The sequence below is a fragment of the Paenibacillus sp. 01T443 genome, assembly GCF_056398325.1.
Genome location: NZ_JBFTPE010000038.1, coordinates 1 through 25,612, shown reverse-complemented (window position 1 = coordinate 25,612; position 25,612 = coordinate 1). Strand labels below are relative to the sequence as shown.

The window sequence follows — 25,612 nt, the reverse complement described above, 5'->3', positions numbered from 1 at the left end:
CTCACCGTGTGTTTTTTTCGTTGATAATTTTATAGTATATAGATGTTGATGATACGTAAAAGATTAGATAAGTTAACACGTATAATCCCATGACAGAAAAAATAATTGTCGTTAAGGAAGGTAAATCTTTTATGATTAGGATGACTGTGTAGTATAAAAGATACCAACTGTGTACCAATCCAAGTATTAGTGGCGGTAAAAATACGAACAGCAATTGTTTACGAATAATCTTTTTCATTTCTTTGTCGCCAACACCAATTTTTCGTAAAATGGCGTAGTGTTCTCGCTCTTCTGTAGCTTCGCGCAGCTGTTTAAAGTAAATGACACTTCCTAAAGCAAACAATGCAATGACTGCAAAAAACGCAACGGAGAACAATACTAAAGATGACGACTCCGTATTAAGGGCATAACTATCGACATAGGCTGAGTAATAGGACCCTTTTGTTTTCATAACGATATCGTAAATTTTTCGTGATACGTCATTGGATGTTTTCGGATCTTCGATTTGATAAATTTCATATGACGAAAGGGTACGATTTTCTTTTATGTGCTCAAAAGCTTCGTCTGAAATAACAAGTACAGAAGGTTGAAGACCGGCGGAGTCTTCACCAGGACCCGTTGGGACACTTAACAACGGGTAGCGTATTTTTTCGAGTACTTGAAATGTATTGCCTTCTAAAACGGAAATTTCAGGCTGAGGACTTTTATATTTTGTCGGTTCATCTAATCCTCTTGTTAAAACAATTGCTTCTTCACCTTCTAAATCTACTTTTTCACCAACTTCACGTAAATCAACAATCGCATTTAATTGTGACTCAGGGAAAAGGTAAAACTCCTCTGTGTAATATTCGGGATAGCTAAAAAACGTTTTTCTATTTGGGATTTTTTCTGTTTGAATTCCCGTAATGGTTTCATGAGCAATAATTGGATGAGAGTCATTCATCATTTGTTCAATTTGTTTTTGTGTTTCATCATTTTGCGTCGAAAAGGCAATATGGTTAGGAAATTCTTTTTTTACAACGTCACCTTTCACGGCGTAATCTACAGCAATAAATCCAACCGCAAAGATAACAATCGCACTAATCAGTGCATTAAACGTAAAGTTTACTGTATTTCCTCGAATTGAAAACCGAAGGGAGGAAATCCATAACATTTTGTTACCCTTTAAGTAATTTTTACTTTGACTCATTTTTTGTAAAACCCAACCGGAAAACTGGCGGAAAAATAAATACGTTCCGGCAATCAAAGCCACTGTTGTAGCCATTAATGTTTCATTAAAATGATCTTTCCATATGTCTGTATCTCCTGCTATGGTAATCGTGTAATAGGACGCTATTATCAATATGATGGACAATATCGCTAAAGGCATGGAAAACTTAAGCGGTTTGTCCATTTTTCCTTTTGCATGAAACAATTCAACTAACTGCACACGAAGGACGTTAAAATAACTTTGAATCGTAATAATGCCGATTAGTAAAGCAAATAAAAGTATGGTTAATAGGATTGCTTCAAGTGGAAAAGCAAACGAAATATCGTCTTTATAGTGCATTAAGTTCATTAATACCATACCGAAAAATTTCGATAGTAATCCACCGATTAATATACCGATGGATACAGCAATGGCGCTTAGAAATAATGTTTCAAAGAAGACCATTGTGGCAACTTGTCTTTCTTTCATCCCATAAAGTAAATACATGCCAAATTCTTTTTTCCGCTGCTTCATAAAAAATGAGTTAGCGTACAAAATAAAGAACACGATAAACAAAAAGACGATAATCGAGGCAATGAAAATAACCGTTTTGTAGTTTTCTTTATTTTGAATGGCTGCAACTACATCCTCGTTAAACATTAGACCGGAAAAGGTAAAGTAAATGACAACCCCGACAAGCATGGAAATGAAATATATGGTATACAAACGGAAGTTCCGCTTCATATTCCTCCATGATAAATCAACTAAGTTCATCGCTGGTCAACTCCTAAAGCACTTTGAATCGTTAATATGCGATCAAAAAATTCTTTTTCCGATTGTTCTCCTTTAAACATTTCATTGACGATTTTTCCGTCACGGAGAAAAATGACGCGCTGGCTGTAGCTCGCTGCATACGAATCGTGGGTAATCATCAGAACCGTTGTCTTAAATACTTTATTGAGTAATTGGATTTGTTCCAGAAGCTGGGTAGCAGATCGGGAATCAAGTGCACCCGTAGGCTCATCGGCAAACACAATCGCTGGATTGGTAATGATCGCCCGCGCTGCTGCCGTTCGCTGCTTTTGGCCACCGGAAATTTCAGACGGATAATGATGTAAGATCGATTCAATATTTAACGCTTCAATCAATTTCGCTAATCGCTGCTCCATTTCCGCAACAGCTGTTTTTTGCAACGAGAGTGGCAGCAGAATATTTTCTTTCACTGTTAGCGTATCCAGCAGGTTGTAATCTTGAAATATAAACCCCATTCGTTTTTGGCGGAATTCTCGTAACGCTTTTTTCTTCAAATCCAACAGTGATTTTCCCTCGATCGAAACATCCCCGCTTGTAAATGTGTCAATCGCCCCGAGGGTGTTCATTAATGTCGTTTTCCCAGAGCCAGAAGGTCCCATAATCGCGGTGAATTCCCCTTGTTCAATTGTCATGTCAATATTTTTTAAGACTTGTGTTTTTCCGTAAGATTTCGATAAATTTTTTGTTTGAATAATTTTAGCCATTGTTTCGTCCTCCTTCACCACCTTACTATACTGTCTATTTTGTCCGTCAACCATCGATATAACAACATCTAAAGTGACATTTTTGTCACATTGAGTGAAGAATCGGCCAATTTCTTATTCGTTTTGCGCTAAAATTCAAGTAAAACCCCCGTAAATACATGCTTTCTACATGCTGACGGGGGTCTATTTAGTGATCGATCTGCTTCTATTGCGATATTCCTGCACGGAATGCCTTTTTACTTTTCAAGATGGTATAGAGCCAGTGAACCAGCTTATTTGCACATGCGACTAGAGCAACCTTATGCGGCTTTCCTTCGACTCTTTTGCGATCGTGGAACGCTTTGAAAGCAATGGGAACAAAGTTTGCAAATGCTCATATTAAATCAACAAACATTGACTTAATCATAAATGCATTACGAGACTCTTATGAAAAGGGACCTTATAATGACGACACTAGCAGAGGGCTCTTCTATATCGGTGAAGTAAAACCAGGATGGGTATCGGTTCTAAATGGTTGGTTTTCATGGGGAGGTATTAAAGTTTTAGGTGAGCGATTATCAGAAATAATTCCCAATTGTATAATAACTGTAGCCTATTTTGATGATGACGTATTCGAGTTGAGTATTTTTGATAATAATGAGTCTATTTTAAATATTGCTTTTTGTAATGAGTGGACTAGAGAAGATTATGGCATAGAAAGTGACGAGCTAAAATTAACAGGGATAGAATGGATTCATTTTATTTTAAAAAACGGATACAGTTAAAGAATATGGATAGAATCATTGATTTGCTAATTTGGAGAAGAGTAAATTCAGATTACAACGTATTCACGCTTCGATCCATTCAACAAAATTCTTTAAACTAACGGGTATCTTTAGCTTAATACACAACTTAGATGAAGCTGCCGCGGCGATCGGCAGCTTCATTGCTTTAACGGGCATTATTTTTCAATAGCTCTTGTTTTTATGCTCGAGATAATGGTAACATTTTACAGGAATATGTGTTTGTTTTTTGTGTTTTCCAACGGATAGGGGGCATAGGCGTGGTTGAAATTATTGAAAAAGAGCAATTTTCGGTTATTGGAAAATTAGGAAAGGGGTTTGCTAATGAAGCATCCCAATGGATACCATCATTATGGAAAGAAGCAAATAGTAACTTTATTGAGATAAGCAATCTCGCCATCCATAATCATGTGCAAACGGCTCCCGTTTGTATCGTTAAGGAGCCGATGTGTACATGATTCAATTGACGAACCGCCAGGCACGGCAATTTCTGCTATTGAAGCACGGGTTGTTGGGCGAATATCATTTTACCGGAAAGCAGGGAATATTGGATTTTGTGCGGCAGGTCGGCTGTATTCAATTCGATCCCATCGATGTTTGCGGAAAAAACGCCGAACTGGTGTTGCAGTCGCGAATCAAAGGATTTACCAAGAACATGCTCGCCGAGTTGCTGTATCAAGATAGAATCCTTGTCGATTATCCCGACAAGAATTTGGCCATTATCCCTGTCGAGGACTGGCCGTATTTTGAGCGGTACAGGCAGGCCGCCCGACAACATGCCAAGCGCTATCCCGAAATGGAAGCGTTGATAGAGCAAGTACGAGCTCACATCCAAAATCACGGTGCGCTAAGTTCGGATGATCTAAAATTGGATGGAAATTTCGCTTGGCGATCGGCCATCCACTGGAGCAGCGGAAACAATTCATCCCGGTCGGTGCTGGAGCAGATGTACTCGACAGGCGAGTTGATTATACATCACAAAAAAGGAACGCGTAAATATTACGATATCGCCGGGAAGTACATACAGCCAAATCTGCTGAATGCGCCGGAGCCGCTGGAGGGCGAGYTTGAGCATCACAAGTGGCGAGTACTGCGTCGAATCGGCGCTGTTGGCCTTTTATGGAATCGCGCATCCGATGCCTGGCTGAACATATGGGGATTGAAAGCGGAGCAGCGCAACGAGGTTTTCCGCCAACTGTTGCACGAAGCTCGCATTGTTGCTGTTGCCGTGGAACAAATGAAGGATATACTTTATTGCCGCGCGGAGGACTTGCCGCTTATTGAAGCCGTTCTGCAAAATCCAGCGCCGAAATGGCGCTGCGAGCTGATTGCCCCACTAGATAATTTCATATGGGACAGAAAACTGATCAATGAATTGTTTGGATTCGATTACACCTGGGAGATTTACACGCCTGCAATCAAACGGAAATTCGGCTATTATGTGTTGCCTCTATTATACGGAGAAAGCCTCATCGGACGAGCCGAGGTAATCGCGGAGCGAAAAGCCGGGACGCTCGTTATTAAAAACATCTGGTACGAGAACGATATAAAACCAACAAAGCAATTGCGAAAAGCCTTGAACAATTGTTTTCAAAATTTTGCATTATTCAACGGATGCGAGACGATTTCGACAGAGTCTATGAACTGATATTTCCAGTTCCACGGTAACATTTGCCGACAAGTTTCCGCGTACGAAACAGGTAAGCCGACGCGTCCGATAGCGCCGTTGTATGTGTGTACATGAGTTTCAAATGGGGGCTTCAAGCGCGGCGGGCTAAACTAACGGGCAGATCACTTCCAATATATAGTATAATTGTTCAAGGGGAATTCCGTTGAGGATGGGTAAACCTTCGATTCGAATATGGGGTGAATGTATTTGATGGAGTCTATTTCATTAGAAAAATTATACGAGCTATTCATTGAAACGATTAAGAACTGTGGAACTTACTAAGTTCAAATGATTCCGTAATTGCATATAACATCTTTGAAGAGTTCGATGTAGGCGCAGTTTCATTTTTACATCGTAACAATTTACAAAAGCTATTAGAAGTTGGGCTAATTAATGATAATCGCAAGGACGAGGCTGCCGGCATAAATCGGCAGCCTCGTAGAGCAAACGGGCAGGATGACATGGACAATTATAGAATAATTCACTCAAGCACGAATGTACTTAGGAGGAGTATATGGAAATAGTAAAGAAGAAACTTGAATTTATTCTAGAGGAAACTGGTTTTAAACAAGTAGAGGTAAATGGAGCTCTGACACATACACGTAGTGGAAAGTATTATAAGATATCTTTTATTGAAGGTTTAAAAGCATTTGTTCTTGAATCCGCAGAAGATGAGGTTGCAGCAGAAAAAAATGTGTTTGAGGATAGTGATCTATATCCATTAGCTTTAGGTGAAACGGGAATGATTGAAAAGCTCCGTTCCGATTTAGCAAAATACTATCTTTAATTTATGCTCTTTGACTAAGCTAACGGGGAACGATAGTTGAACACCGAAAGGGCAGCCGCGTGGCAGCCCTTTGTTACGCTAACTGGCAGTTTAGTTTAACTTCAAACAAATTGCTACTAAAAAAGAAAGCAACGAACCCTCTTTTTTTGGTGAATTTTTGGTTTATTTAGATTTTACCATTTCCTGATCAATCACTTGTTGGCCCATTTCTTGCACCTCTCTTAAGATCGTATTTATATCTTTTTTCCCTGTTACAAGTTCATTTACTTTATCATTCATTAAATCAACTATATGATCTTCTAATGGATGTAATTGACGCATCGGAGTATTTTCATTCACATACACTGCACCGAAGTTTTTATCATGGTCTGGATGGTTTTCAAATGCAACATCTTTAACTTTCTGTGATTTCAATGGAGATATTTTCCCTTTTCTCGAGACTTCCATTTGGTATTCTTCAGACGTTAAATATTTTAAGATTTGCATTGCCGCATCTTTATTTTCAGAAATGGAAGTAATACCGGCATAGTTTGCGTAAGGTTGAGTACCTTTACCTGGAAGATCTTTGAAGACTGGCATCGAAACCATGTCCCAGTTCAGTGGCATTTGTTCTTCCGAGACCGCAATCCATTCGGTTAAAAATACATACATTGCTGTAACATTATTTTTTCCTCTAAAGTGATCATGACTTGGGAAATTTTCTCTAGCCATTTCCTGCACACCAGAATTTCTACTCAATTCAGTGAAGATATTAAGAATGTTTTTCCAATTATTGTTATCTACCGTCACTTTATTCGTTTCTGGATCAACGAAACCCTGAGATAAGGAATTCATGCGGAAGTAGTGCTTCGGAGACATCCAAAGACCCATATACTGGGTTCCGTTTTCATTCCGATCGAATTGATGGGCGAGTTCCAACGTTTCCTCCCATGTCATACCATCTCTCGGGTATGGAACTCCAAATTTGTCGAATAAATCCCGGTTATAAAACAAAACAAGAGAATCGTTAAAAATCGGAAAGCCGTATAATTTGCCATCAAACGTGGCTGATYCAATAAACCCTGGGGCAAATGAATCCAAGTTAATTCCATGTTTTTCAGCTAACTCCGTCATATCAAAAGTCATTTTCATCGGTTCGTATGCATTCAAAAATGAACCAGCTCTTGCGAAATAAATATCAAACTTAGATTGAGCGGCTACTAGTTGTTCTAATGAAAGTCCTCTATTCGAAATATGATTAATCGTATAATTAGGGAACTTTTTCTTTACATAACTACCTATAACTGCTTCAAATTCTTCATCAGAAAATATGGTAGAAAATGTAACTTCGGTATTTTCCGTTACCTGAAGTTCTTCTGCCGGATTATTACCGTTGGATGGTGTAACATTTCCTTCAGTATTACCTGTTGTACAAGCTGCAACTAAACTTGTAGTCAAAATTAAAACCAATAGAAGTACCATACTTCTTTTTAACATTTCGATGCCCCTCCCTTAGTTAAGCAATCACCGTTTTTTTTCTTCTACCCAACTTGAAGAGCTCGCTAGAAAAGTTGGCTCCGTCCAACGAAAAAGCAAATATACCGCACAGATTTTGTTTTCCTAACCCTCCAATTAATCACTTGCCAGACTGTCCTTTTATTCTAAAAGAGCGACTTATCGAAGAGTCGCTTACATTTCCTGCAGCATCGGTTGCCGTTGCAGTGACGGTATACGTTCCGTTGTTCAATCTTATTGATTCGACACTGAATGAACTGTTCGAGTCAACCGTTGCCGTCAACGTTGTGTTTTTTTTTGATCCTGATGAAGTATCTGTCAATGTTATTGTCACGATACTGCTCGGTTCTGCCGTTCCTCTTATGCTCGGAGTACGCGTATGAATTACTGCTGACTCTGCCGGAGCTATAATAACTGGTGCTCCTGGCGCTGTAATGTCCTTTTCTTCGTTGACCATTAGACCCGCGTACCGAGTGACAAGAAAAGGAATATCCTCGGCACCATCCAGATAGTAGGTGTAGGGAGGATTGGTAAAAGGCGCCACGCTGTCGTAGCCATCTGGTGTAACGGCGCCCGTATCCATTTTTCCGCTTGTGTTGTCATAAATATTGCCCGTAGCCGTGATGTACGCCGGACGACTGTCGGGGTACATAAACTGGTGTGGATTTCTCACGTCCCTGAAGTAGTTGTTTTCCACGAGCATCGACGCGAAGACTCCTACTCCGATGGCGTAATTGTTGTCACTTGCTTTGTAGTAGTTGTTGTAGACGTGCCCCTGTCCGAATAGGAGACGAGGCATCCGCTGATCGACATTGTTTGCGAACCAGTTGTGATGATACGTAACCTTGTTCTTGCCTGTGTCGGTATCTTCATGTTCCGCACCTCCGCCGTTCAAGCTGACCATACGGTGAGGATTATCCGGATCGGTGTAAAAGAACTTGCTCCATGAGACGGTGATGTAGTTGGAGCCATCGGTGAGGTCCATTAAGCCGTCACTCGCATCCCAGAGGCTCAGGTGATCGAACCATAAATGGTGGGATCCCCTCGCGGCGATCGTGTCGCTGGGGCCGAAAATGGGCCAGATGCCTTGGAAGTTCAAGTTGCGAATGATGATGTTGCTGCTATTATCTATGGTGATGCCGCCGCGGATGGTCGCGTACTTGTTCTCTCCCATTATCGTCTTGTTGCTGCCTATGCTGATAGGCTGAACTCCGGATGTGATTGTTCCGGAAATGACGATGACTCTTGGTGCGTCGTCGCCAGCCAGTTGTTCCAGTTCTTCTAGCGTTGTCACCGTCTGAGATTCGGCATCGCCGCCGCCTGTCGTCCCGTCGAGTCCTTCAGCCTCTACGGAGGCCCAACCGTAAAGTTCCATGGAAGGTTCCGTATGGGGCCTTAAACTAATATGAAGCGTCAGGGTTGCCTCATCCCAGGTGACATCCAGGCCCATGGCTTCGGATATTTCCCGAATAGGAAGCATCATATTACCATCCAGAACAAAAGGACGAACCTCCGGGTTGATTTCCATACCATTCACGATCAACTGGATCGACTGCTGTTTGAGCCTTGCTTGGCGCGGCATGGAATTAATCAGAACGGCATTCTTTTCCTCATTCCAAACAACATCAGCACCAAGTTCTTCAGCTATGATATTTACAGGTACCATGACTTGGCCGTCCGCTCTAACCGGCGGAACATCCGACTCCGCCTCTTCTCCATAGACAACAATGGTTACGGGAGTCATATCAATGTCTGGAAGAGGTTCTTCATTTCCGGGGTCTACGGGATCAATAGGAATCGGACCGTCAAGCGACTTGATTTCAATGTAGTTGATCTTAATGTTTTCCGTGACGGTATCTTTCGGATCGAGGGTCAGTTTGCCGTCATTCACATCCACTTCTACAGTTTTGGAAATGTAAGTTTGTCCATTCGGTTTTACGTGCTCCCAACTGCCGTCAACTTGTTTGTTTTCGAAGATGACGGTCTCTTCAGCCAAGAGTACCAATTTTCCTTTGATTTGGTCCGGATATCGAATATCGCCTATGCTGACCGTCACTTCATACTTACCGTTCGGAACAGCAATTTCCCAAATAATCCCTTCACCAAATTGGTTTAAGGTAGCTAGTTTAAGATCCGGTTCAATTAAGCTGTAATCCCTGGCGGCTCCAACAATGCCTGGGGACCATCCATATGTATAGCCATTCCCGCGGTCGTTGTACTCATCCCCGCTGTCGGGCAGATAACCTTCTGCCGTTTGAGACCCTTTGGTCTGGAAGTCGATCTTGACGGTGTCTTCTTCAGCTGCTGCGCTCGTGGCAAACATGATAATCATTGCAAGAGAGAGTGCCGATACGAGAAATGAAATGGTGAGTGACTTCTTCAATAAATACCCTCCTTTTAAAATAATAAAATTTCCTTTATATTACTACGATCTAACACCTTTAAAAATAGGGCGAAAGCGCTTTCATATGGGGGAGAACGCGTTGAAATTTATTATGAACAAACGTGTTGGCGGTACCCCTTCATTTGAGGGAGAAATCACAAGAACGAATTACATTAAATTAAATAATACGAAGTTGACTTCGGAGGAGGTTGCTAAAAGTATTAAAGATAAGTTTCATTTATAATGGGTATTTCGAAAGGTAGATTACGCTAACGGGTAGAAAACTTCCAATATCTGTTAATATTAGAGGGTTGCTTAAGCAATTACTTAAGGGGTTAGAAAACTTGTAAGAAAGGAGTATTGGGTAGGATTATGATTAAAATGATGAAGAATTCAACAGTTTGTTAACTAAGAGGAATTCTGGTGAAGTTACTTATGGTTTTGAAGTAAGAAGAAATAATGAAAACAGGGAAATTATGAAATTGTTTCTGAGGAAAATGGGCCATAATCCCGAGAAAATAATGGATAACTGGATAAAAGTAAATAAAACTTGTGCTAAAAACATTCTTACATATGCTCTTTCAAAAAACATGACTCATGATATTGATTTGGAAACAAAACCTTTTGCTGAAAAGATAAGTGACTACTTTTTAGAAAAATTTCGGACAGAAGCCGTTTTTTATACAAATKGGAAATTTGATTCAATTTCCGACTACTTTAAACTCTACTCTTGGACAACAATAACTAATTCTAGAGTGAATACATTTGATACAGGTATAATCGCATTTGACAATGTTCAAATTGGAATCCTTTGGGCGACAGATCCTATATAATGGGTGCGTCTGAGTTTGTGACATATGTTTACTCGGTTACGGTAACGGTGAACTTTAGTTTTACAATGAGGATTAGTATGCCGAGGCAACTGCTCTTCATTGTTTATTAAGCAATGGGTAACGATAGTTGAATAACACACATGATAAGCAGGCGCTACGGTGGCCTGCTCATCTTATTAAGCTTACGGGCAGTATAGTTCAATATCGTGTTATTATTGTATCGGTCAGTCAATTACGGTTTGTGTGGTTAATTAAATGATGAATCTTCTATACCATTATTTTGATGAATCAATAGGACCTTTTAAAAATTTATCTCTGATTTAGAACTAGAAGATGCGGAGAGAATACTTGACGTTATACGGGTACAGAAGAAAGGATTCGCCAGTAAAAGATCCGAGGATTATCTAACGATCCGGCGAAGCCTCGAAGTAAAGGCAAGAGAACTGTTTATTCTAAAGGAAAGCCAATTCGAAACTATCCGCATTACTTGACTGTTGGAGAATGTCCGTGGCTTCTGGATTGGTTTGAAAAAGGTAAGGAAATTCGTATACCAATTGAAGAATTCGATCCATATTCTATAAGCTTTACTTATGGAGATTTGTTTCCAACGATGAGATACCGGGATGGAAAGAAATATCGAGGTCAAATTTATACATTAAATGAGATTATTGAAGTAATAAAAGAATTTGGTTTACCCCAGGAGTGGAATTCCTTAGGGAATAATGGGCCAGAGAGGTACATAGAAGTACAAGTTTGGGAAGATAAGTCATTGACCCGTTGGTTGCTCAACTAACGGGAAACGATAGTTCCACCCCTGAAGGGCTGCCACCTTTGCCTTTATTACAATAGTCGTGATAGGAGTACCGATTCTCATCATCTTTAACCTGTTATACAAAAAACAAATATTCTTCCATGTTATCAGCGTGTTGGCTTTGGTTTACGGTGCCGCGGTTATTTCAGTGACGTTCTTTCCTATGCCTATTGACCYGCGGCTAATTGCGGWTAWGAAGATTAACGGTGTTGTCCTTTCTTATAACCTCATCCCGTTTAAGAGTATCTCCGGCTCGCTCAATCATTTTTATTATATGGTCGGTATTCGAAATGTCTTGGGAAATCTTCTTTTGCTGCTTCCTTTTGGCATACTCTTGAGGATTATGAAGGTAAGGACGACGGGGAGGGCGCTCCTATACGGRCTATTGGTATCTCTCGCAATTGAGACAATCCAGTTGACCATTTCACTTCTTTCCCTCGGTACAAGGTCTGTCGATGTWGATGATTTGATATTAAACAGCGCGGGGGCACTGACCGGATTCTTATTATACAAAGTAGTTCATCAGGTCGTCTTAAGGAACTTAAAGGGCACGACCGTTCATGAAATCATAAAGTAACTGGAGTGAACTTTGAGAGGATCAGGTCGTTACGCTAACGGGCAGGATGGTGTAACAAGCGTAAGAAGAGCTCAGGATGTTTCGTAGAAAGAAGGCGGGTTCTTGAAGCTTAGAGGGACTATTACAGAACAAGAGTTCAGAAAGGAATTACAGAGTTCACGAATTCATTTATTCAACGATATGTCCATGCGTAGGTTTTATAACATTATTAAAGAAGCCTTTCCTGCAATGAAAACAGCATACATTCTTGATTGGATACCCGATCAGGGCGAGGATATTATCACTTTCTTGGTGGATAGACATTCGATTATTCAAATTGAGCTAGATCGCTTAGATGATAAAATTGCTCCAATTATAGATGTGCGACCTATTGAATATTTGAGTAAGGGGCTCAGCAAATGGAATCAGATTAAAATCGCAGTGGCTTTAGATTTAGCTAAACAAGATATAAGTCAAGGACACTTAGAATAATGAAACAATCAAGACTAATTTTGATATGATCCTCTGTTGAACTAACGGGTAACATTGTTGAGTAACACTCCGCTCATGTTAATGATTCGCAACCATCCGGTCGAGGCTTGCGCCGACGTAGCTTGCGCGAATAAAACCTAACTTGAAATCAAATAAAACAGCGAACGCCTCACAAAGGGCATCGCTGTTTTTTTGTTACACTTCGATATTGGCCGCGATGCTATCTTCCCGGCCATACTCACGGATGAGCGCTGCTACCGCTTGGTGATGCGGATTCGGGCCATAAGCCTCTAGCGCTGTCTTGTCTTCGAATCGGACGCGAAGCACGAGCTGGTAGCCTTTGTTGTTGTCCGAGAAATTATTTCCTGCGTTCACTTCAACGACACCAGACAAGTGCTGCTTCAGCGCCTTAAATCGCTCCACAATTTCCTGCAGCTGTGCGTKGGTTGTTTGCTCACCGAATTTCACGAGAATAATGCGATCGATCATGTAAAGATCCCCTCTTTCCTCAACATCTATAACTTTAAGCACTATAGCATGAAACGGGCAAGCTTTTCCAGTTCGTCGTGACACTACTCAACACATTGTTGCTTCATAAATCGGCTAGGTATTGAAGTAAGGGGCAGTTTAGCGTAACTCTTCATCGGATGTTGCGTCTAAAGGTTAAAAGGTTTTCAAGTGGAGGATGATAGTCATAAAGACAATAGTTTCTCGTGCATTATTGCTTTCGTTGTTGCCTGCGTTCTTTATGTTACTCATTGATGTACTATATAACAACAATGAGACCAAAAAAATAGCCTTGGATATCGAAACGAATCCTCTGTCTAACATCATTCAATACTTTCCTAGATCCCATTACATGTTGACTGAATTTCTTTGGTTAGACTTAAGCATTGCTTTCATATCTTCGTTTTTAATATTCCTATTTACGAGCATCATCTTAAACAAAAGACGTGACGCTAACGGAGACGTTTGTTGAAGTAGCGTTAGACTAGAAAAGGAGGAATTCTTTTATGTGGGTGCCGGTCCTCTTATTTCTGACAGGAACGACTTTATGTTTTTTCGTTATGTATRAACTTATTGGAATAATTCCAAAAATCAATAAGATTACTGCAAGTATTTTAGCCTTGATACTTACGGGTGTTTTCACTTATGAATGGGTAAATAACATAGCAAGCAATCTTTTTACTCCAATGCCCTAATTTTTCAGACCACCATTTACGMAAAAGGTAATTATGTCATTCCGCCATTCCGCTAACGGATAACTATAGCTTAACAATCACGAGGACGAGGCTGCCGGCACAGAACGGCAGCCTACGACTTTGGTCCAAAAAAAATTAATCGAATAGGTTACTCAACAAATATCACTCCTGAACTCATCAAACAAGCTTCTGAAAAGGAAGTTGATCTAATAATTACTCATCACGACGCATGGGATTTCGTGTTGGAATGAAAGAGGAGTGTCATTCTCTTCTCAAGGAATATGGAATCAGTCATTTCTTTGTACACTTACCTCTTGACTATGCTGGATTTGGTACGTGTAATTCATTATTTAAAGCTCTTGGAATAAATGAACTCATCCATCAATCCTTTCACCATGAGGGCAGAAGCCTGCCAGGTATTGGAGAATTCAAAACTATCATTAGTTTTGATGAGTTATGTGAAAGAGTAAAAACTGTATTAAATGAGGACATAAAGTTTTGGAGAAACTCAGAAAAACTCATAAAAAGAGTAGGAATTATTACAGGGGCAGGAAATTCAACAAAAAACATTCGTGATGCCCATAATTCAGGGTGTGATTTATATATAACAGGTGAGAAGACCTTATATACTGTACAATATGCACAGTTCATTGGTATGAACTTAATTGTAGGAAGTCATACATATACAGAGATCTTTGGAGTGAGAACGCTGTCTGAAAAGTTTAAAGAAAAGTATAGTTATTTAGAGATCGTCGAATTAATAGAAGAGCATTTTGAATGATTTTACTTCATACCTCAATCAACAAAATTTATCGTTTCTCAGTTTTTCCATTGAACTAACGGGACACGATATTTGAATAACATACATGATGAGCAGGCAGAAAATGGATAGTTTTTGAAGAAGGAAAGTATAATTATCAATTTTCGAGAAAGTAGTGGTAACATTGGTACCAAATAAGCTGATGATGTCGAGCATTTTTACACTATTATTAATTATATATAGTAGCAATATAGGCATAATAGTTCACATAAGTCTACCTATTACATGCATCATTGTATTTATTGCAGGATTAGTTATGAAAGAAAAGAAGCATTAGAAGTGGGTATGTATATCTTGATATCATGCTAAATTAAGTAAATAAATGATGTGCTGGATTGGCAAGTTAAGATGTAAAACCAAGAGAAAATGTAGTAAGGGAGCTCCCGCGAAACGGGGGCTTTTCGTTTACAATCAAGGACTCTATACAAACGATGAAAGAGATGCCGCTGCAGCTCCTTTTTGCATCTTTACAAAATAGGGTATTTGGTAGAGATGTACAGCTGGGCGTTAAGCTAACGGCAGATTAGAGCAACTTTTCAAGTTTTTAGAACGTAAAGGATTAAGGTGGCTGGAGCATAAGGAGGAGATACGTTGAGGGTTATACTTGAATTGCTTCGTATTATTATAATAGTCGCACTTCTTGGGGGATTTCTGGGATATTTAATTAGAAAAATATACTCAGAAATCGGTATAAACATTGATAAACATGGCTGGTTTGCAATGCTTGGTATTTACATTCTGATTTTCGTTTTATATAGAAATAAAATGCAATTCAGCGGATGGTACAAAGGAAAGGGAAGAGAAAAACTTCCAAGAGGAGCAACCCAACTACTACTTTCAGGCTCTATTTTGTTAATATTACTCCCTGCATTTCTTAGCTTATTGAACTAACGGGTAACGATAGTTGAACAAACATGGAGTAGTTTGCTGCGGCAGCTGCTCCCTTTCTTTGTTAAGCTAACGGGCAGGTTAACGTAATAGCCAGCCCAATAATATGGTGCAATTTGTAATACTAATGTGAGGTGAATGACTTTGAGAAATATTGTTGAGGATTCTCAGTTTCTTAATGAAAGAGCTGAGATGATGTACTATTTTCAAGATAAGTTTTACGACTCTGAGGAGACTGAAATTATTGATTCACCAACGGGGAAGTTCAAACTTGAAATCCATCACTATAATCATGAAGAAGGAATTAACAGATATAATTACACAAAAGGGATTATTACGGATTGTGACTCTAAAACCATCGACATAATATATAGAAATTTCGACCCATTCCTATTCAGTTGGGTTGAGGTAAACGGCACAGAATATCTATTGTGTGGGCTCGACTATCAGGGATATTCAATTGTTAATTTATCAAATAAAGAAACCAAACATTATGTTCCCGAAGATGCTTATGAAGGTCGTGGATTTTGCTGGGCAGAAATAATGAATTTTCAACAAAAAAAACTAATGGTGGTTGATGGATGCTATTGGGCATACCCTTATGAACTTGTTTTTTATGATTTTTCTAATCCGTTGAATGTACCATATAAAGAGTTATTCCGTGCGGAAGTTGACAGCATCACAAATTGGGATAATTGGAAAGATTCCTGTAGGGTAAGATATCTTGATAAGGAAAACAACGAGAAAGAATTTGTTTTTTAGAGACTACGCTAACGGGTAACGATAGTTGAACAAACATGGAGTAGTTTGCTGCGGCAGCTGCTCCTTTCTTTGTTAAGCTAACGGGCAGGATTGTTTGGTCTAACGATAGAATACTATCCAAAACTGAATTGGAGTGAACAAAGGATGAAATTGCTATTAATATTCGGACCTCAGGCAGTTGGGAAAATGACAGTTGGTCATGAATTAGAGAAAATAACTGAGTTGAAACTTTTTCATAATCACATGACTATTGAATTACTTTGTCCGTTTTTAGGATTTAGTCATGAAATGTGGGAATTATCCAATCTGTTTCGTCAGAAAATTTTTGAAGCTTTCTCAAAGAGTGATTCGTACGGAATGATATTCACTTTCGTATGGTCATTTGATTCGAAAGAAGACTGGGAATACGTAGAGAAGGTTTGCGGAATTTTTGAGGGAAATGGCGGAGAAGTATATTTTGTAGAACTCGAGGCTGATTTTGATGAAAGAATTGAGCGTAACAGGACCCCCCGTAGATTGGAACATAAACCTTCAAAAAGAAATATCGAACAATCCGAACATAGAATGAGAATTGCAACAGAAAACCATAGGTTAAATTCATTTGAGGGAGAAATCGAGAGAAAAAACTATATTAAAATCAACAACACCAATTTGACTCAAGAAGAAGTTGCTAAAAGTATTAAAGAAAAGTTTAATTTGTAGAATATCCCTGACATTTTACAAACAAGTCATTGCACTAACGGAGAACAATAGCTTAATAAGACATGCATGCAAAACTGCTACATTTGTGACTGTATCCATAAGAAAACCTCTCCAGATGCATAAAAAAGGCCCTATAAGCCATTTTCTTTTTTGTGGTAGTTAAACTTCGACCACAAAGGGGAAATGGTATATGGGGCTTTTCTGCTTGTTTAATGCGTTTTGGCATCTCCGTGGCAGCATGCTCACAAAATATAGGTTTTTGTACAGATGTAGCTGATGGGCGTGAAGCTAATGGGCAGTATGACGCAATATTGTTCTACATAGGACAAGTTTAAAATAAAATATTAAAAACAAAACAAGGGCGTGTCATTAGTGCAAAGAGTCATTACTGTACTCATTGTATTGTCATTACTGGTGATGGTTGGTTTTAGTGAGACTTCGGAAATTCCTGTATTGGATGAAGTGCAAATAGAAATTGGGAAGGATACTGCTTTCCAAAGTGAAGTCTTACCCATCGTCGAAGGTGCTATATCAAAAGAATATCCAAGAATAGAAAAATTCAACGAAGATGCGACATTGTATTTCGATCGAAACCAAGTTGTATTCTTAATTGATAAGGAGAATAGCAAGACTAATAATATTAAGAAGGAACTTCAGGAAAAACTTGGTGAGAAGGTGAAATTTAAGAAAGCCAAGCACAATCCTAAAGAGTTTACAGCGAAACAAGAGGAAATTGTTAATTTTATAGGTGCAATGAATATTGCGTCTAGTGCAGGTTACAATCATCAAACTGAAGTAATTGATGTAAAGGCACCTCTTAATGATGAGCAAGTTCAAGCTTTAAAAGATAAATTTGGTGCAGATAACTTAAATATTGAAATTACAGAAGGAGCGCCTGCCATTCCCTGGTAGCGGAAAATAAAAACGAAGAGGGAGCTGCTACGGCAGCTCCTTTTTTACATCTTCACAAAATAAAAGATTTTGTACAGATGTACTGCGGGGCGTTAAGCTAACGGGCAGATTACGTTAATTAAAGTTGTAATTCCGAACTATCCGAATACGTCTGAAATATGTAAAATAATGTGAGGGGATCATTTAAAGGACAATTGTTCTTGATGAAGTACATCTTCCTCATGTTTGTGGTACTGATTTTGGTAGCTTAATAAGGAGAGCAGAGACATGGAGAATATTGATCGTTCACCCGAACGATTCATCAAAACATGCAGTTCAGCAATTGCGATTATTGAAGAGGTCGTCCAAAATAAAAGCCTCTATACTAACGATGAAAGAGCTTTTATGCATGAATTTTCAGACACTCACTTTGGTCCATTAGAAGAAGAAATTAAGTACAATATCCTAAAAATTATGAGACAATACCATGCAAAAATTAATCACAGAAATATGGACGATCCTAAAAACAATGAATTGATAAATACCCTTCTTGACCAGCTAGCTATTCAGAAGGAAGCATTAAAAAGATACGCTGAATCGTTGAGCTAACGGGTACTATAGTGCAATTAAGATTTATGAGAGGAACGATATAGCCTGAAAGACATCTATGAAATATTAATACATATTGAGTCTTTACCTAATTGTAAAGTAAGTCCACCAAATGGACTGCCACGAATTGATAAGCATAAACTTCCTCCTGATGTTAGCCGTTTTTATGAGCTTTGCGGAGGAGTACTACTTTTTGAAAGTGAAGACTATTCTTGCATAATAGTTCCACCAGAGGAGTTCACCTTATCAAATCCAGTCATCATAGGAGAACCAGCTGAGGAAGACATATCATCACATTGGTACATTGTTGGTCATGATGGGAATGGTGATTATATTTCTATAGATTTACATCAAGACCGTTTGGGGAAATGCTACGACAGCTTTTGGGACAGACATGGGGTTGTGGGAGATTGTCCAGTAATAGCAAATTCTTTTACTGAGCTATTAGAACGATTGGTCCAAAATAGTGGAGAAAGGTGGTACTGGCTTAATGAGGATTTTAAATCACTAGGTGACGCCTACGATGATGATACTGAAAATGAATCATTGAACTAACGGGGAACGATAGTTCAATAAAAACACAGATGCAGCCGACCACAATGATCGACTGCTTCATTACGTTAACGGGCAGGCAAGGACAATCTTCAATATCTAGTTAAATTTTTACAACATGATCATGATTCTGTCAGACTTAGGAGTGCATCATATTTATTAAATGTTCAGGAAGAAAAAGCGCTTAATGTTCTACATACCCTAATTGAGAAACCAAAATCTTTGGATGAGCAGGCGCTACAGTAGCCTGCTCATTTTATTAAGCAAACGGGTAGGTTAACGCAACGATTAGTCCTAAATATCCTTAATCACTAAACCTATTAAGTGGAGTGAGTAAGGCCATCCTACAAAGAATGGCCTTTCACAAACTTGTCGGCTATTCACTACCTCGATTTCTTCCTGTACTTGCTAATCCATTTATTCAAAGCAGTTCCGCCTCCACCGACAGCATGCTGCTGTTTGGTTCCTGCACTTTCAATTGCGGAGTTAGTCCCGCTCGTACTGTATCTTCCGCCTCCGCTTGCGACCTGGGTAGCCGAGGCGTTAGCGGCATTTCTGGGAAGCTTGACGATCTGATCATTAAGGACAATGACAATTTCTTTGCCGCAACGACGCGTTCCGGACCGGGTATTGCCATGATAAAGTCCGCCATTGGCACCCTTCAACCACTTGTTCTTGGCTGTTCCTCCTGCCCCGACGCTCTGTTGCTGCTGCGTATTCGGGGATTTAATAGCGGCGTTGTTGCCGGCACCGCTGCTGCGGCCTGCACCGCTTGCAATTTGCGTCGTGTTGGGGGCGTTGGTAAATTGATGGTTTACGACGAACACCAGCTTGTCAATTCCAGTGATCGGCGTTCTTGCGATCATGCGTTTATTACCTTTTTCTATAATAATCGTGAGTCGGTCTGATTTCATAACCACATACATCCTCCCCATCGGGTTTTCTTAAGTATATGTCCACATCAAGAATCCGTAAGGGATATCTGTCGGGTAGATAAATAAGAAGTGATGCCTATGGTAGAAATGACGGGAACAAACGCAGGGCACCCAAATTAGAGTTCTAATAATTCGCCTTTGCAATAATAAATTGAACCGTACACAAGTCATTCAAATAACGGGTAACGATAGTTGAATGCAACACGGCAGCAACCGGTCTTGTTGTATAGTGGTCAACCATTTTCTCAAAATGGGTGTCGGATGTCATGAACTTATCCCATTCCCGACTGATGTAAGTAGATAAAGTAAAGGAAAGAATTTGTCAGTCAGCGAGAGTCGATTACTGATTGTGTTCCCTGCACGGTTGACCGGCCCGTTCTGTATTCATATCCGTGAACACATTGTAATACTCTGGTCATAATGCCCATACATTCCTCACATATAGAGGAGATAAACGGCAACTGAACGTAAAGGAAACTTCCTTACGCTCAGGTGCTTCGTATACGCAAAAGCAGCAGTATGAACCCAAAGGATGCCGAAAGGCGTTTTTCTTATTTTTTACCCGAAGCAAACTTTCCACGGGCATGCCGGGTAATAATTATATATAACAGCTTGAAAGAGGTGAACGAGGTGGAGAAGGAGATCATTAGCCGGATCGTGCAAGGAGACCGGGGCGCGTTCCGGACGCTGTACGACGAGTACTTCGACTACGCGATGCGAACGGCGATGCTCGTGTCGAAAAACAGCGAGTGGGCGAAGGACGCGGTGCAGGAGACGTTCCTTCGCGTATACCGCAATTGCTGGCAATACGATGCTTCGAAGCCGTTTAAGCCGTGGTTTTATTGCATTTTGTTAAGAGAGTGCTATAGGGTCATGGAGCGGGAGAAGAAGGTGGTTCCGTTTGGGGAGCAGCTGGACCGGATCGCCGTGGAGCCGAATCTGCCGGATGCCGGGGTAGACGTCTACGAAGCCATTCAATCGCTGAACGACATGTACCGAATACCGCTCCTGCTGAAATACGTGCACGATTATTCAGAGAGAGAGATTGCGGACATGCTGGAGCTGAACGTCAATACGCTGAAGTCGCGTCTCTTCAAGGCGCGCGAGAAGATGAGAGACCGCTTGGGAGGGGATCCGCATGGATCGGAAGCTTAAGGATGAACTGATGAAGCAATCGAATTATCCCGACGATTGGATGGAAGAGATCTGGGGTCGGCTGGAGACCCATCTGGATCGGGAAGAGGAGGACGCGATCACGGGCAAAATGCAGAGCATTCCTGCAGAAAGGCCGTTGCCGCAAAAAGAGCCGCTGCCGCAACGCAGCAAGAATAACAAGAACAAGCAAAAGGGGATGAGAGCCTTGAAAATATGGACTGCCGTAGCGGCCGCGGCCGTTGCCGCAACGGTATTCTTGTCGCTGCCGGCGGGCACGGCGATGATGAGCAGCGTAAAGAACTGGTTCGAGCCGGAGAAGAAGATCGAGATCGAAGTGGAAGGACAGAAGGAAGAGACGAACGGCCAAGTCCATGTCGACGATACGAGCGACTACGCCATCTATTATGACAAGGATCGATATATGCTGGTTGAAGGAGACGGCAAGGACATCATCACGACGATCGATCCGCTGTCGGAGCTGTATCCGGAAGTGTCGCTGACCATTGAGCAAAAGACGGATATTCTACCCGAGGAGCTGGCAAAGCAGATCGCAGGGCAGCTCAAAGGCGAGTACGCTCGCGTCGACGCGGTCGAACGCGTCACGGCGCCGGTCGACGGCTATCTCGTCCACGCCATCGACGGCAGTGACCGGCTCAGCAAGGTGACGAACGTCTACGTGGTCAGCAACAAGAAGCAAGGCAGCTTCGTCCTGTCGGGACGTTACTTCCTCGAAGCCGCGGAAGGGCACGGGGCAAGGTTTTACCATACGCTGGAGCAGTTCGAGGTGCTGGCGGACGAATAAGGGTCGCCTTCCGTTTCAAAGAGGCTCCTGGTGTTTTTGATTGCAAGGAAAAGGAAAGGAGCTGCGTTCGCAGCTCCTTTGATCTAAATAAATCAATATTCAGGCATAATGAAAAACAGCTCTCGGTAACGGAATCCGCCAGCCTGCAGATCGTGGGATGGGAGAGCGGATCTCCAAGTGTGTCAAGTCAAGAACATTGTCCCATTCCCGACGGGGAAATGATGCACCATGTCAGACATTCTAAAAAACAAACGTGCTGCCGTAATAGTCATGAGTAAGTCGTGTTATAGAAAATAAAGTATTAGACTGACGATGCGTCATTAAGCTAACGGGCAGATTAGTTGAGTAACAAAAAATGATAAACTGGAGCGGTATACTTTTTTTTCTAACTTAGTTACTGGCTTAAAAGACAGTATATATAAACATTTAAATCCTCTGGGTAAGCATTATAAACCCAAACCGATAATCGTTCTGAATGCGAACTTTACACTATCAACTTTCCATACTCCCCCCGTATATACAAAATATGAAGTTCGATCCGAGACATAATGATCTTCTGCAGTCAAACCATTTCCAAAGATAAGTGATTGCGTTAAACTTGCAGTTGTCTTGCTCGTATAGTAAACAGATGTTATTGGAGCTTCTTGCTTTTGATATTTATTTTGCAGCCCTTTATTTTTCACTATTGAATTGATAAGAGTGTTCGTAAAATAAGGCTTAAAAGCAGTTTTAATATTGTTAGCCGTAGAAACATCAGTGGCTTCGTTCAATTTTTCCGACAGTAGTTTAAGTCGCGCATTCGAGAGCTTATGTGTGGGTTCAAAGGATGGATGCTCTATTTTCACCACAGTTTGCTTGCCATCCAATGTGATCGTTGCTTCTTTGGACTGCTGGTTCCACGTCAGAGACGCACCCAACATTTCGCTGACAAACCGCAGCGGAACATAGGTTGTGTCTTGGATAATCTGGGCTGGCGCATCATAATCAATGTATTTTATATCTTTACCAATAGACGGATCAAGGGATGGAGTTAGAATTACTGCTCGTTTAAAGTTTGTGGGAATGAGTATTATTTCAGAGTCCCTTTTGTTGATTACTACTGTTTTTTCATACTGATGCCACTCCACAGGCGTCCCTAAATTTTCAGAAACAGCGCGTACCGGAATCAGTACCCGATTGTTAAGTAATTTGCCATCGGCAACAGTCGCTACTTGATTGGCCGCAAAACCTGGAGTCGGTAGAGCCGGGAGAATCAGCATGGCAGTTGCAAACAGCGTAAAAGTCAGTTTTTTAATCATAGTAACCTCCTGTTAAGAATTGAATCTTTGTCTTAGCCCACCTTTGCTTATATATAAACGTAATTTCCAATATTAAGTTGCACTRATCAGCTTATGGAAGGAGAGAAGAACGGAGTCCTACCGGCTGTCCTGCAAAGAGTAAATCATTGAATTAGATTTTCCTACGCTCAATAAACATTAGGACGAGACTGCCGGTATGAAACGGCAGTCTTGTTGAGCTAACGGGCAGGATAGTTCAATGTTCATAACGAATATTTCCTTTACTGATAAGTAAAGTTGACTTTTGAAAGCAGTCACTTTTCCATGGGAGGGGCAGTTTAATTGGAAGATCGATTATTTGTGAAGATAGTCATTCCAGAGGAGATCGTTACACTTCAGAACATTAAAAAATGGATCGATGAAATAGTATTATTTAGCCCTAATAAGATGAGGACGAAACTAACTGAACGTAAGTTCAAGTTAAACCAACTTTATAGAGAACTAGAGAAGTTATTTTCAGATGAGTACGTTTATTTTCAATTAGATTTAAAAGATGATACGAGTTCCTTTACCTTAACAAAAGGCGTTAGTCAACTTCCTTCGATCCTTTGTATGTTTAGCAAGTCTGTCTATGAAAAAACTTCAATTAATGAAATTGCAAACAAATTTACTGATTTTTTTCAGTTGTACGACGGGATAGTCGGCTATGCGGTTTCTTGTGAAGATCAGAATTGGCAAAACCAAACGGATATTGAAGCGTTTGTAAAAGCTAATAAACCCTTAGAGCAAGTAACATTTAAGCCACATTTCATTCGCAAAGATAAAGAAATGATCGATATCGAATCTTTCCCAGGACATAATCACTTTACGAACGAAGGGATTTGGTTCGGATCTTCATGGAGAATGTGGTTTGGACATAATTATTTCTCATTTATCCCAAAAGATAAATTACTTGCATTTTCAGATGGTTATAGAAACTTAGAATTAAACGATGGATCAATCAGTATTGTTCTGTACGAAAATATCTGGGAATACGACAACCCTTCGAATAGGGATATCCAATGGAAATTCCGCAAGAAAGTTGGTATTGATGAGGTAGCACATAAAGCAAAAAAAATCAAAATAAAACTATGCAAAGAACCTACTAACTAGTGCAACTCTAACCAAGTTGACTGAACTAACGGGTAACGATAGTTGAACGAAACAAGGAGCAGTTTGCCGTCGGCAGCTGCTCCTTGTTTTCATTAAGCTAAAGGGCAGATTAATGGAGTGATTTACTTGTTGTTTCAAGGTTCTATTTACATATTAAATATAAAGTAGTAGGTAAAAGAAGTGGAGAGGAAAAAATTGAACAAGAAAGAACTTGTGCTTTATTTAATTTCAGGTTCGATTGTATATGGCGGAACAATTATTATATTAAATAGCTTTCTTTGGTCTTTATTTTTTTTACTATTCATAAGTTTGTTAATCACTCAAAGGGTTTCCAATACAAATCATAGTTTCGGTAAACAATTTTTTAGCGTTTGTATTGGGCTTTTCTTTTTTGGGTGGTTTGCTGTAATAATTATCTTGATGGTTAAAGCGTTGTTCATGTACTTGTACAGTTTAATAAGCTAAACGGGAAACGATACCCTAATAAATAAGAGAGACGGCAGCCAGTGAAGTGGCCGCCGTCTTCTCAACTTACGGGCAGTATAGTTTTATTCACTTCGCGAATACCTCAAGCATGAAAATTACCTGAGTTACAAATCAGACAAAGGATATGAATAGATGAACACAAAAGATTTTAGAAGGCTAATCAAGGAGCACTTTGCTCCAAAACTACATGAGCTTGGCTTTAAAGGTACTGACCATCATTTTGTAAAAGCAAATAATCATTTCATATACACTCTTGTGATTCAAGCAGATAAATATGGCGGCTCTTGTGTTATGGAGATGGGAGTTCATCTAGATTTTCTACCTAATTCAATTGGTGAGTTTAAGCCACCACTGAAGATTACGACCTACGATTGTGAGTTCAGAGAACGCTTAAACAAAAAAGCTAATTGGTTGCAGAGATTTCTTACTGTGGAACGTGAAAGATGGTTTAGATATGGTGAGACCGAGGAAGATGCGATAACTACTAATAATGAAATGAAAAAGCTTTTTACGAATAAAGGTATGTGTTATTTTTCTCAATTCAAAGATTTTCCCGAACCAATTACCTCCATCTCACTGGATGAGATCAAGGTTGGCTCCAAGAAATTAGAGAATCTTGGAGCGCCACTTGACTTAAGAACGGCATTATTAGTTTCAAGAACGTATGAATTTCTAGGTAATCATAGAAAGGCCAAGGATTTTGCAAGTTGGGGACTAATCAACATCGGAAATGCTTCTGGAATGACCGAAGATTTTCTCGAAATTATGAGTGTAAGCGAGTGAAACTTTATCTAAAATCATGGCTTTTGGAAAAGTGTATTCATTAAACTAACGGGTAACGATAGTTGAATAACACACATGATGAG

At 40.1% G+C, this 25,612-nt stretch carries 27 protein-coding genes and 1 pseudogene; 19 read left to right on the top strand and 9 right to left on the bottom strand.

The genetic code is table 11. From position 1 onward, the window contains the following. Position 1 precedes the first annotated feature (1 nt). The 3 genes and pseudogenes from AC1DLI_RS32720 to AC1DLI_RS32710 form a co-directional block, all read right to left on the bottom strand. Positions 2 to 1,963 carry an ABC transporter permease gene (locus AC1DLI_RS32720; RefSeq protein WP_477609631.1) on the bottom strand — a complete coding sequence of 654 codons (1,962 nt, stop codon included), beginning with the start codon at positions 1,961 to 1,963 and terminating at the stop codon, positions 2 to 4. Beyond that, the gene (locus AC1DLI_RS32715) at positions 1,960 to 2,706 is read right to left on the bottom strand and encodes an ABC transporter ATP-binding protein (RefSeq protein ID WP_477609629.1); all 747 of its coding nucleotides are present in this window, start codon (positions 2,704 to 2,706) and stop codon (positions 1,960 to 1,962) included. The genes AC1DLI_RS32720 and AC1DLI_RS32715 overlap by 4 nt, the downstream gene beginning before the upstream one ends. Before the next feature lie 205 nt (positions 2,707 to 2,911). Continuing rightward, positions 2,912 to 3,049 (bottom strand): annotated as a pseudogene (locus AC1DLI_RS32710) (IS110 family transposase); the annotation flags it as partial. On the opposite strand from AC1DLI_RS32710, the gene AC1DLI_RS32705 reads away from it, so the two are divergent. From AC1DLI_RS32705 to AC1DLI_RS32690, 4 genes are all read left to right on the top strand, one after another. Beyond that, positions 3,048 to 3,470 (top strand): hypothetical protein, encoded by a 423-nt coding sequence (locus tag AC1DLI_RS32705; protein ID WP_477609627.1) that lies wholly within the window; start codon positions 3,048 to 3,050, stop codon positions 3,468 to 3,470. The pseudogene AC1DLI_RS32710 and the gene AC1DLI_RS32705 sit on opposite strands and share 2 nt — an antisense overlap. 278 nt (positions 3,471 to 3,748) lie before the next feature. After that, entirely contained in the window at positions 3,749 to 3,946 is a 198-nt protein-coding gene (locus AC1DLI_RS32700) for a hypothetical protein (RefSeq protein WP_477609625.1), read from the top strand. Continuing rightward, the gene (locus AC1DLI_RS32695) at positions 3,943 to 5,136 is read left to right on the top strand and encodes a winged helix-turn-helix domain-containing protein (RefSeq protein WP_477609623.1); all 1,194 of its coding nucleotides are present in this window, start codon (positions 3,943 to 3,945) and stop codon (positions 5,134 to 5,136) included. The genes AC1DLI_RS32700 and AC1DLI_RS32695 overlap by 4 nt, the downstream gene beginning before the upstream one ends. 535 nt (positions 5,137 to 5,671) lie before the next feature. Next, the gene (locus AC1DLI_RS32690) at positions 5,672 to 5,944 is read left to right on the top strand and encodes a hypothetical protein (RefSeq protein ID WP_477609621.1); all 273 of its coding nucleotides are present in this window, start codon (positions 5,672 to 5,674) and stop codon (positions 5,942 to 5,944) included. A gap of 162 nt (positions 5,945 to 6,106) precedes the next feature. Here the strand turns inward: AC1DLI_RS32690 and AC1DLI_RS32685 are convergent, their stop codons facing one another. Both AC1DLI_RS32685 and AC1DLI_RS32680 read right to left on the bottom strand, forming a co-directional pair. Beyond that, the gene (locus AC1DLI_RS32685) at positions 6,107 to 7,420 is read right to left on the bottom strand and encodes an ABC transporter substrate-binding protein (RefSeq protein WP_477609619.1); all 1,314 of its coding nucleotides are present in this window, start codon (positions 7,418 to 7,420) and stop codon (positions 6,107 to 6,109) included. Positions 7,421 to 7,559: 139 nt separating this feature from the next. After that, positions 7,560 to 9,821, bottom strand: a complete 2,262-nt coding sequence (locus AC1DLI_RS32680) for a pectate lyase family protein (RefSeq protein WP_477609617.1) — start codon at positions 9,819 to 9,821, stop codon at positions 7,560 to 7,562. Positions 9,822 to 10,222: 401 nt separating this feature from the next. Here AC1DLI_RS32680 and AC1DLI_RS32675 point away from each other — a divergent pair, with 401 nt between their 5' ends. The 3 genes from AC1DLI_RS32675 (at position 10,223) to AC1DLI_RS32665 (ending at position 12,513) form a co-directional block, all read left to right on the top strand. Then, on the top strand, positions 10,223 to 10,654 hold the full coding sequence (locus AC1DLI_RS32675) for a hypothetical protein (protein ID WP_477609615.1): 432 nt from the start codon (positions 10,223 to 10,225) through the stop codon (positions 10,652 to 10,654). A gap of 851 nt (positions 10,655 to 11,505) precedes the next feature. Next, positions 11,506 to 12,042 (top strand): VanZ family protein, encoded by a 537-nt coding sequence (locus tag AC1DLI_RS32670; protein WP_477609613.1) that lies wholly within the window; start codon positions 11,506 to 11,508, stop codon positions 12,040 to 12,042. 102 nt (positions 12,043 to 12,144) lie between these two features. Then, the gene (locus AC1DLI_RS32665) at positions 12,145 to 12,513 is read left to right on the top strand and encodes a hypothetical protein (RefSeq protein WP_477609611.1); all 369 of its coding nucleotides are present in this window, start codon (positions 12,145 to 12,147) and stop codon (positions 12,511 to 12,513) included. A 195-nt stretch (positions 12,514 to 12,708) separates the two neighbouring features. Here the strand turns inward: AC1DLI_RS32665 and AC1DLI_RS32660 are convergent, their stop codons facing one another. Next, positions 12,709 to 13,002, bottom strand: a complete 294-nt coding sequence (locus AC1DLI_RS32660; protein WP_477609609.1) for a Dabb family protein — start codon at positions 13,000 to 13,002, stop codon at positions 12,709 to 12,711. Positions 13,003 to 13,849: 847 nt separating this feature from the next. On the opposite strand from AC1DLI_RS32660, the gene AC1DLI_RS32655 reads away from it, so the two are divergent. The 8 genes from AC1DLI_RS32655 to AC1DLI_RS32620 all read left to right on the top strand — a co-directional run bounded on the left by AC1DLI_RS32655 (position 13,850) and on the right by AC1DLI_RS32620 (position 18,942). After that, positions 13,850 to 13,966 (top strand): hypothetical protein, encoded by a 117-nt coding sequence (locus tag AC1DLI_RS32655; RefSeq protein ID WP_477609668.1) that lies wholly within the window; start codon positions 13,850 to 13,852, stop codon positions 13,964 to 13,966. Next, positions 13,963 to 14,496 carry a Nif3-like dinuclear metal center hexameric protein gene (locus tag AC1DLI_RS32650; protein ID WP_477609607.1) on the top strand — a complete coding sequence of 178 codons (534 nt, stop codon included), beginning with the start codon at positions 13,963 to 13,965 and terminating at the stop codon, positions 14,494 to 14,496. Before AC1DLI_RS32655 ends, AC1DLI_RS32650 begins: the two co-directional genes overlap by 4 nt. 630 nt (positions 14,497 to 15,126) lie before the next feature. Beyond that, on the top strand, positions 15,127 to 15,426 hold the full coding sequence (locus tag AC1DLI_RS32645; RefSeq protein WP_477609605.1) for a hypothetical protein: 300 nt from the start codon (positions 15,127 to 15,129) through the stop codon (positions 15,424 to 15,426). Between the two features lie 141 nt (positions 15,427 to 15,567). Continuing rightward, the gene (locus AC1DLI_RS32640; protein ID WP_477609603.1) at positions 15,568 to 16,185 is read left to right on the top strand and encodes a hypothetical protein; all 618 of its coding nucleotides are present in this window, start codon (positions 15,568 to 15,570) and stop codon (positions 16,183 to 16,185) included. A 144-nt stretch (positions 16,186 to 16,329) separates the two neighbouring features. Beyond that, positions 16,330 to 16,887 (top strand): DEAD/DEAH box helicase family protein, encoded by a 558-nt coding sequence (locus tag AC1DLI_RS32635; RefSeq protein WP_477609601.1) that lies wholly within the window; start codon positions 16,330 to 16,332, stop codon positions 16,885 to 16,887. A gap of 372 nt (positions 16,888 to 17,259) precedes the next feature. Then, complete coding sequence (locus AC1DLI_RS32630; protein ID WP_477609599.1) at positions 17,260 to 17,799, top strand: hypothetical protein; 540 nt, start codon at positions 17,260 to 17,262, stop codon at positions 17,797 to 17,799. Between the two features lie 267 nt (positions 17,800 to 18,066). Continuing rightward, positions 18,067 to 18,387 (top strand): hypothetical protein, encoded by a 321-nt coding sequence (locus AC1DLI_RS32625; protein ID WP_477609597.1) that lies wholly within the window; start codon positions 18,067 to 18,069, stop codon positions 18,385 to 18,387. A 45-nt stretch (positions 18,388 to 18,432) separates the two neighbouring features. Beyond that, positions 18,433 to 18,942, top strand: coding sequence for an SMI1/KNR4 family protein (locus AC1DLI_RS32620; RefSeq protein ID WP_477609666.1), 510 nt, complete (start codon positions 18,433 to 18,435; stop codon positions 18,940 to 18,942). A 380-nt stretch (positions 18,943 to 19,322) separates the two neighbouring features. Here the strand turns inward: AC1DLI_RS32620 and AC1DLI_RS32615 are convergent, their stop codons facing one another. Next, a complete protein-coding gene (locus AC1DLI_RS32615) occupies positions 19,323 to 19,853 on the bottom strand; it encodes a hypothetical protein (protein WP_477609595.1) in 531 nt (176 codons plus the stop codon). A 145-nt stretch (positions 19,854 to 19,998) separates the two neighbouring features. Next, positions 19,999 to 20,142 (bottom strand): hypothetical protein, encoded by a 144-nt coding sequence (locus AC1DLI_RS32610; RefSeq protein WP_477609593.1) that lies wholly within the window; start codon positions 20,140 to 20,142, stop codon positions 19,999 to 20,001. Positions 20,143 to 20,504: 362 nt separating this feature from the next. Here AC1DLI_RS32610 and AC1DLI_RS32605 point away from each other — a divergent pair, with 362 nt between their 5' ends. Together AC1DLI_RS32605 and AC1DLI_RS32600 are read left to right on the top strand one after the other, a co-directional pair. Further along, entirely contained in the window at positions 20,505 to 21,029 is a 525-nt protein-coding gene (locus AC1DLI_RS32605) for an RNA polymerase sigma factor (RefSeq protein WP_477609591.1), read from the top strand. Further along, the gene (locus AC1DLI_RS32600; protein ID WP_477609590.1) at positions 21,013 to 21,831 is read left to right on the top strand and encodes a hypothetical protein; all 819 of its coding nucleotides are present in this window, start codon (positions 21,013 to 21,015) and stop codon (positions 21,829 to 21,831) included. Before AC1DLI_RS32605 ends, AC1DLI_RS32600 begins: the two co-directional genes overlap by 17 nt. A gap of 446 nt (positions 21,832 to 22,277) precedes the next feature. Here AC1DLI_RS32600 and AC1DLI_RS32595 read toward each other — a convergent pair whose 3' ends face one another. Further along, positions 22,278 to 23,129 carry a copper amine oxidase N-terminal domain-containing protein gene (locus tag AC1DLI_RS32595; protein WP_477609588.1) on the bottom strand — a complete coding sequence of 284 codons (852 nt, stop codon included), beginning with the start codon at positions 23,127 to 23,129 and terminating at the stop codon, positions 22,278 to 22,280. A gap of 321 nt (positions 23,130 to 23,450) precedes the next feature. Between AC1DLI_RS32595 and AC1DLI_RS32590 the strand changes: the two genes are divergently transcribed. Together AC1DLI_RS32590 and AC1DLI_RS32585 are read left to right on the top strand one after the other, a co-directional pair. Beyond that, entirely contained in the window at positions 23,451 to 24,260 is an 810-nt protein-coding gene (locus AC1DLI_RS32590; protein WP_477609586.1) for a hypothetical protein, read from the top strand. Between the two features lie 618 nt (positions 24,261 to 24,878). Beyond that, the gene (locus AC1DLI_RS32585) at positions 24,879 to 25,529 is read left to right on the top strand and encodes a DUF4304 domain-containing protein (RefSeq protein WP_477609584.1); all 651 of its coding nucleotides are present in this window, start codon (positions 24,879 to 24,881) and stop codon (positions 25,527 to 25,529) included. Positions 25,530 to 25,612 lie beyond the last annotated feature (83 nt).

Coding starts and splice junctions, on each gene's coding strand:
- AC1DLI_RS32635 (WP_477609601.1), top strand. CDS start 16,330: ATGAAATTGCTATTAATATTCGGACCTCAGGCAGTTGGGAAAATGACA.
- AC1DLI_RS32720 (WP_477609631.1), bottom strand. CDS start 1,963: ATGAACTTAGTTGATTTATCATGGAGGAATATGAAGCGGAACTTCCGT.
- AC1DLI_RS32615 (WP_477609595.1), bottom strand. CDS start 19,853: ATGAAATCAGACCGACTCACGATTATTATAGAAAAAGGTAATAAACGC.
- AC1DLI_RS32610 (WP_477609593.1), bottom strand. CDS start 20,142: ATGACATCCGACACCCATTTTGAGAAAATGGTTGACCACTATACAACA.
- AC1DLI_RS32595 (WP_477609588.1), bottom strand. CDS start 23,129: ATGATTAAAAAACTGACTTTTACGCTGTTTGCAACTGCCATGCTGATT.
- AC1DLI_RS32585 (WP_477609584.1), top strand. CDS start 24,879: ATGAACACAAAAGATTTTAGAAGGCTAATCAAGGAGCACTTTGCTCCA.
- AC1DLI_RS32650 (WP_477609607.1), top strand. CDS start 13,963: ATGAAAGAGGAGTGTCATTCTCTTCTCAAGGAATATGGAATCAGTCAT.
- AC1DLI_RS32690 (WP_477609621.1), top strand. CDS start 5,672: ATGGAAATAGTAAAGAAGAAACTTGAATTTATTCTAGAGGAAACTGGT.
- AC1DLI_RS32715 (WP_477609629.1), bottom strand. CDS start 2,706: ATGGCTAAAATTATTCAAACAAAAAATTTATCGAAATCTTACGGAAAA.
- AC1DLI_RS32625 (WP_477609597.1), top strand. CDS start 18,067: ATGGAGAATATTGATCGTTCACCCGAACGATTCATCAAAACATGCAGT.
- AC1DLI_RS32600 (WP_477609590.1), top strand. CDS start 21,013: ATGGATCGGAAGCTTAAGGATGAACTGATGAAGCAATCGAATTATCCC.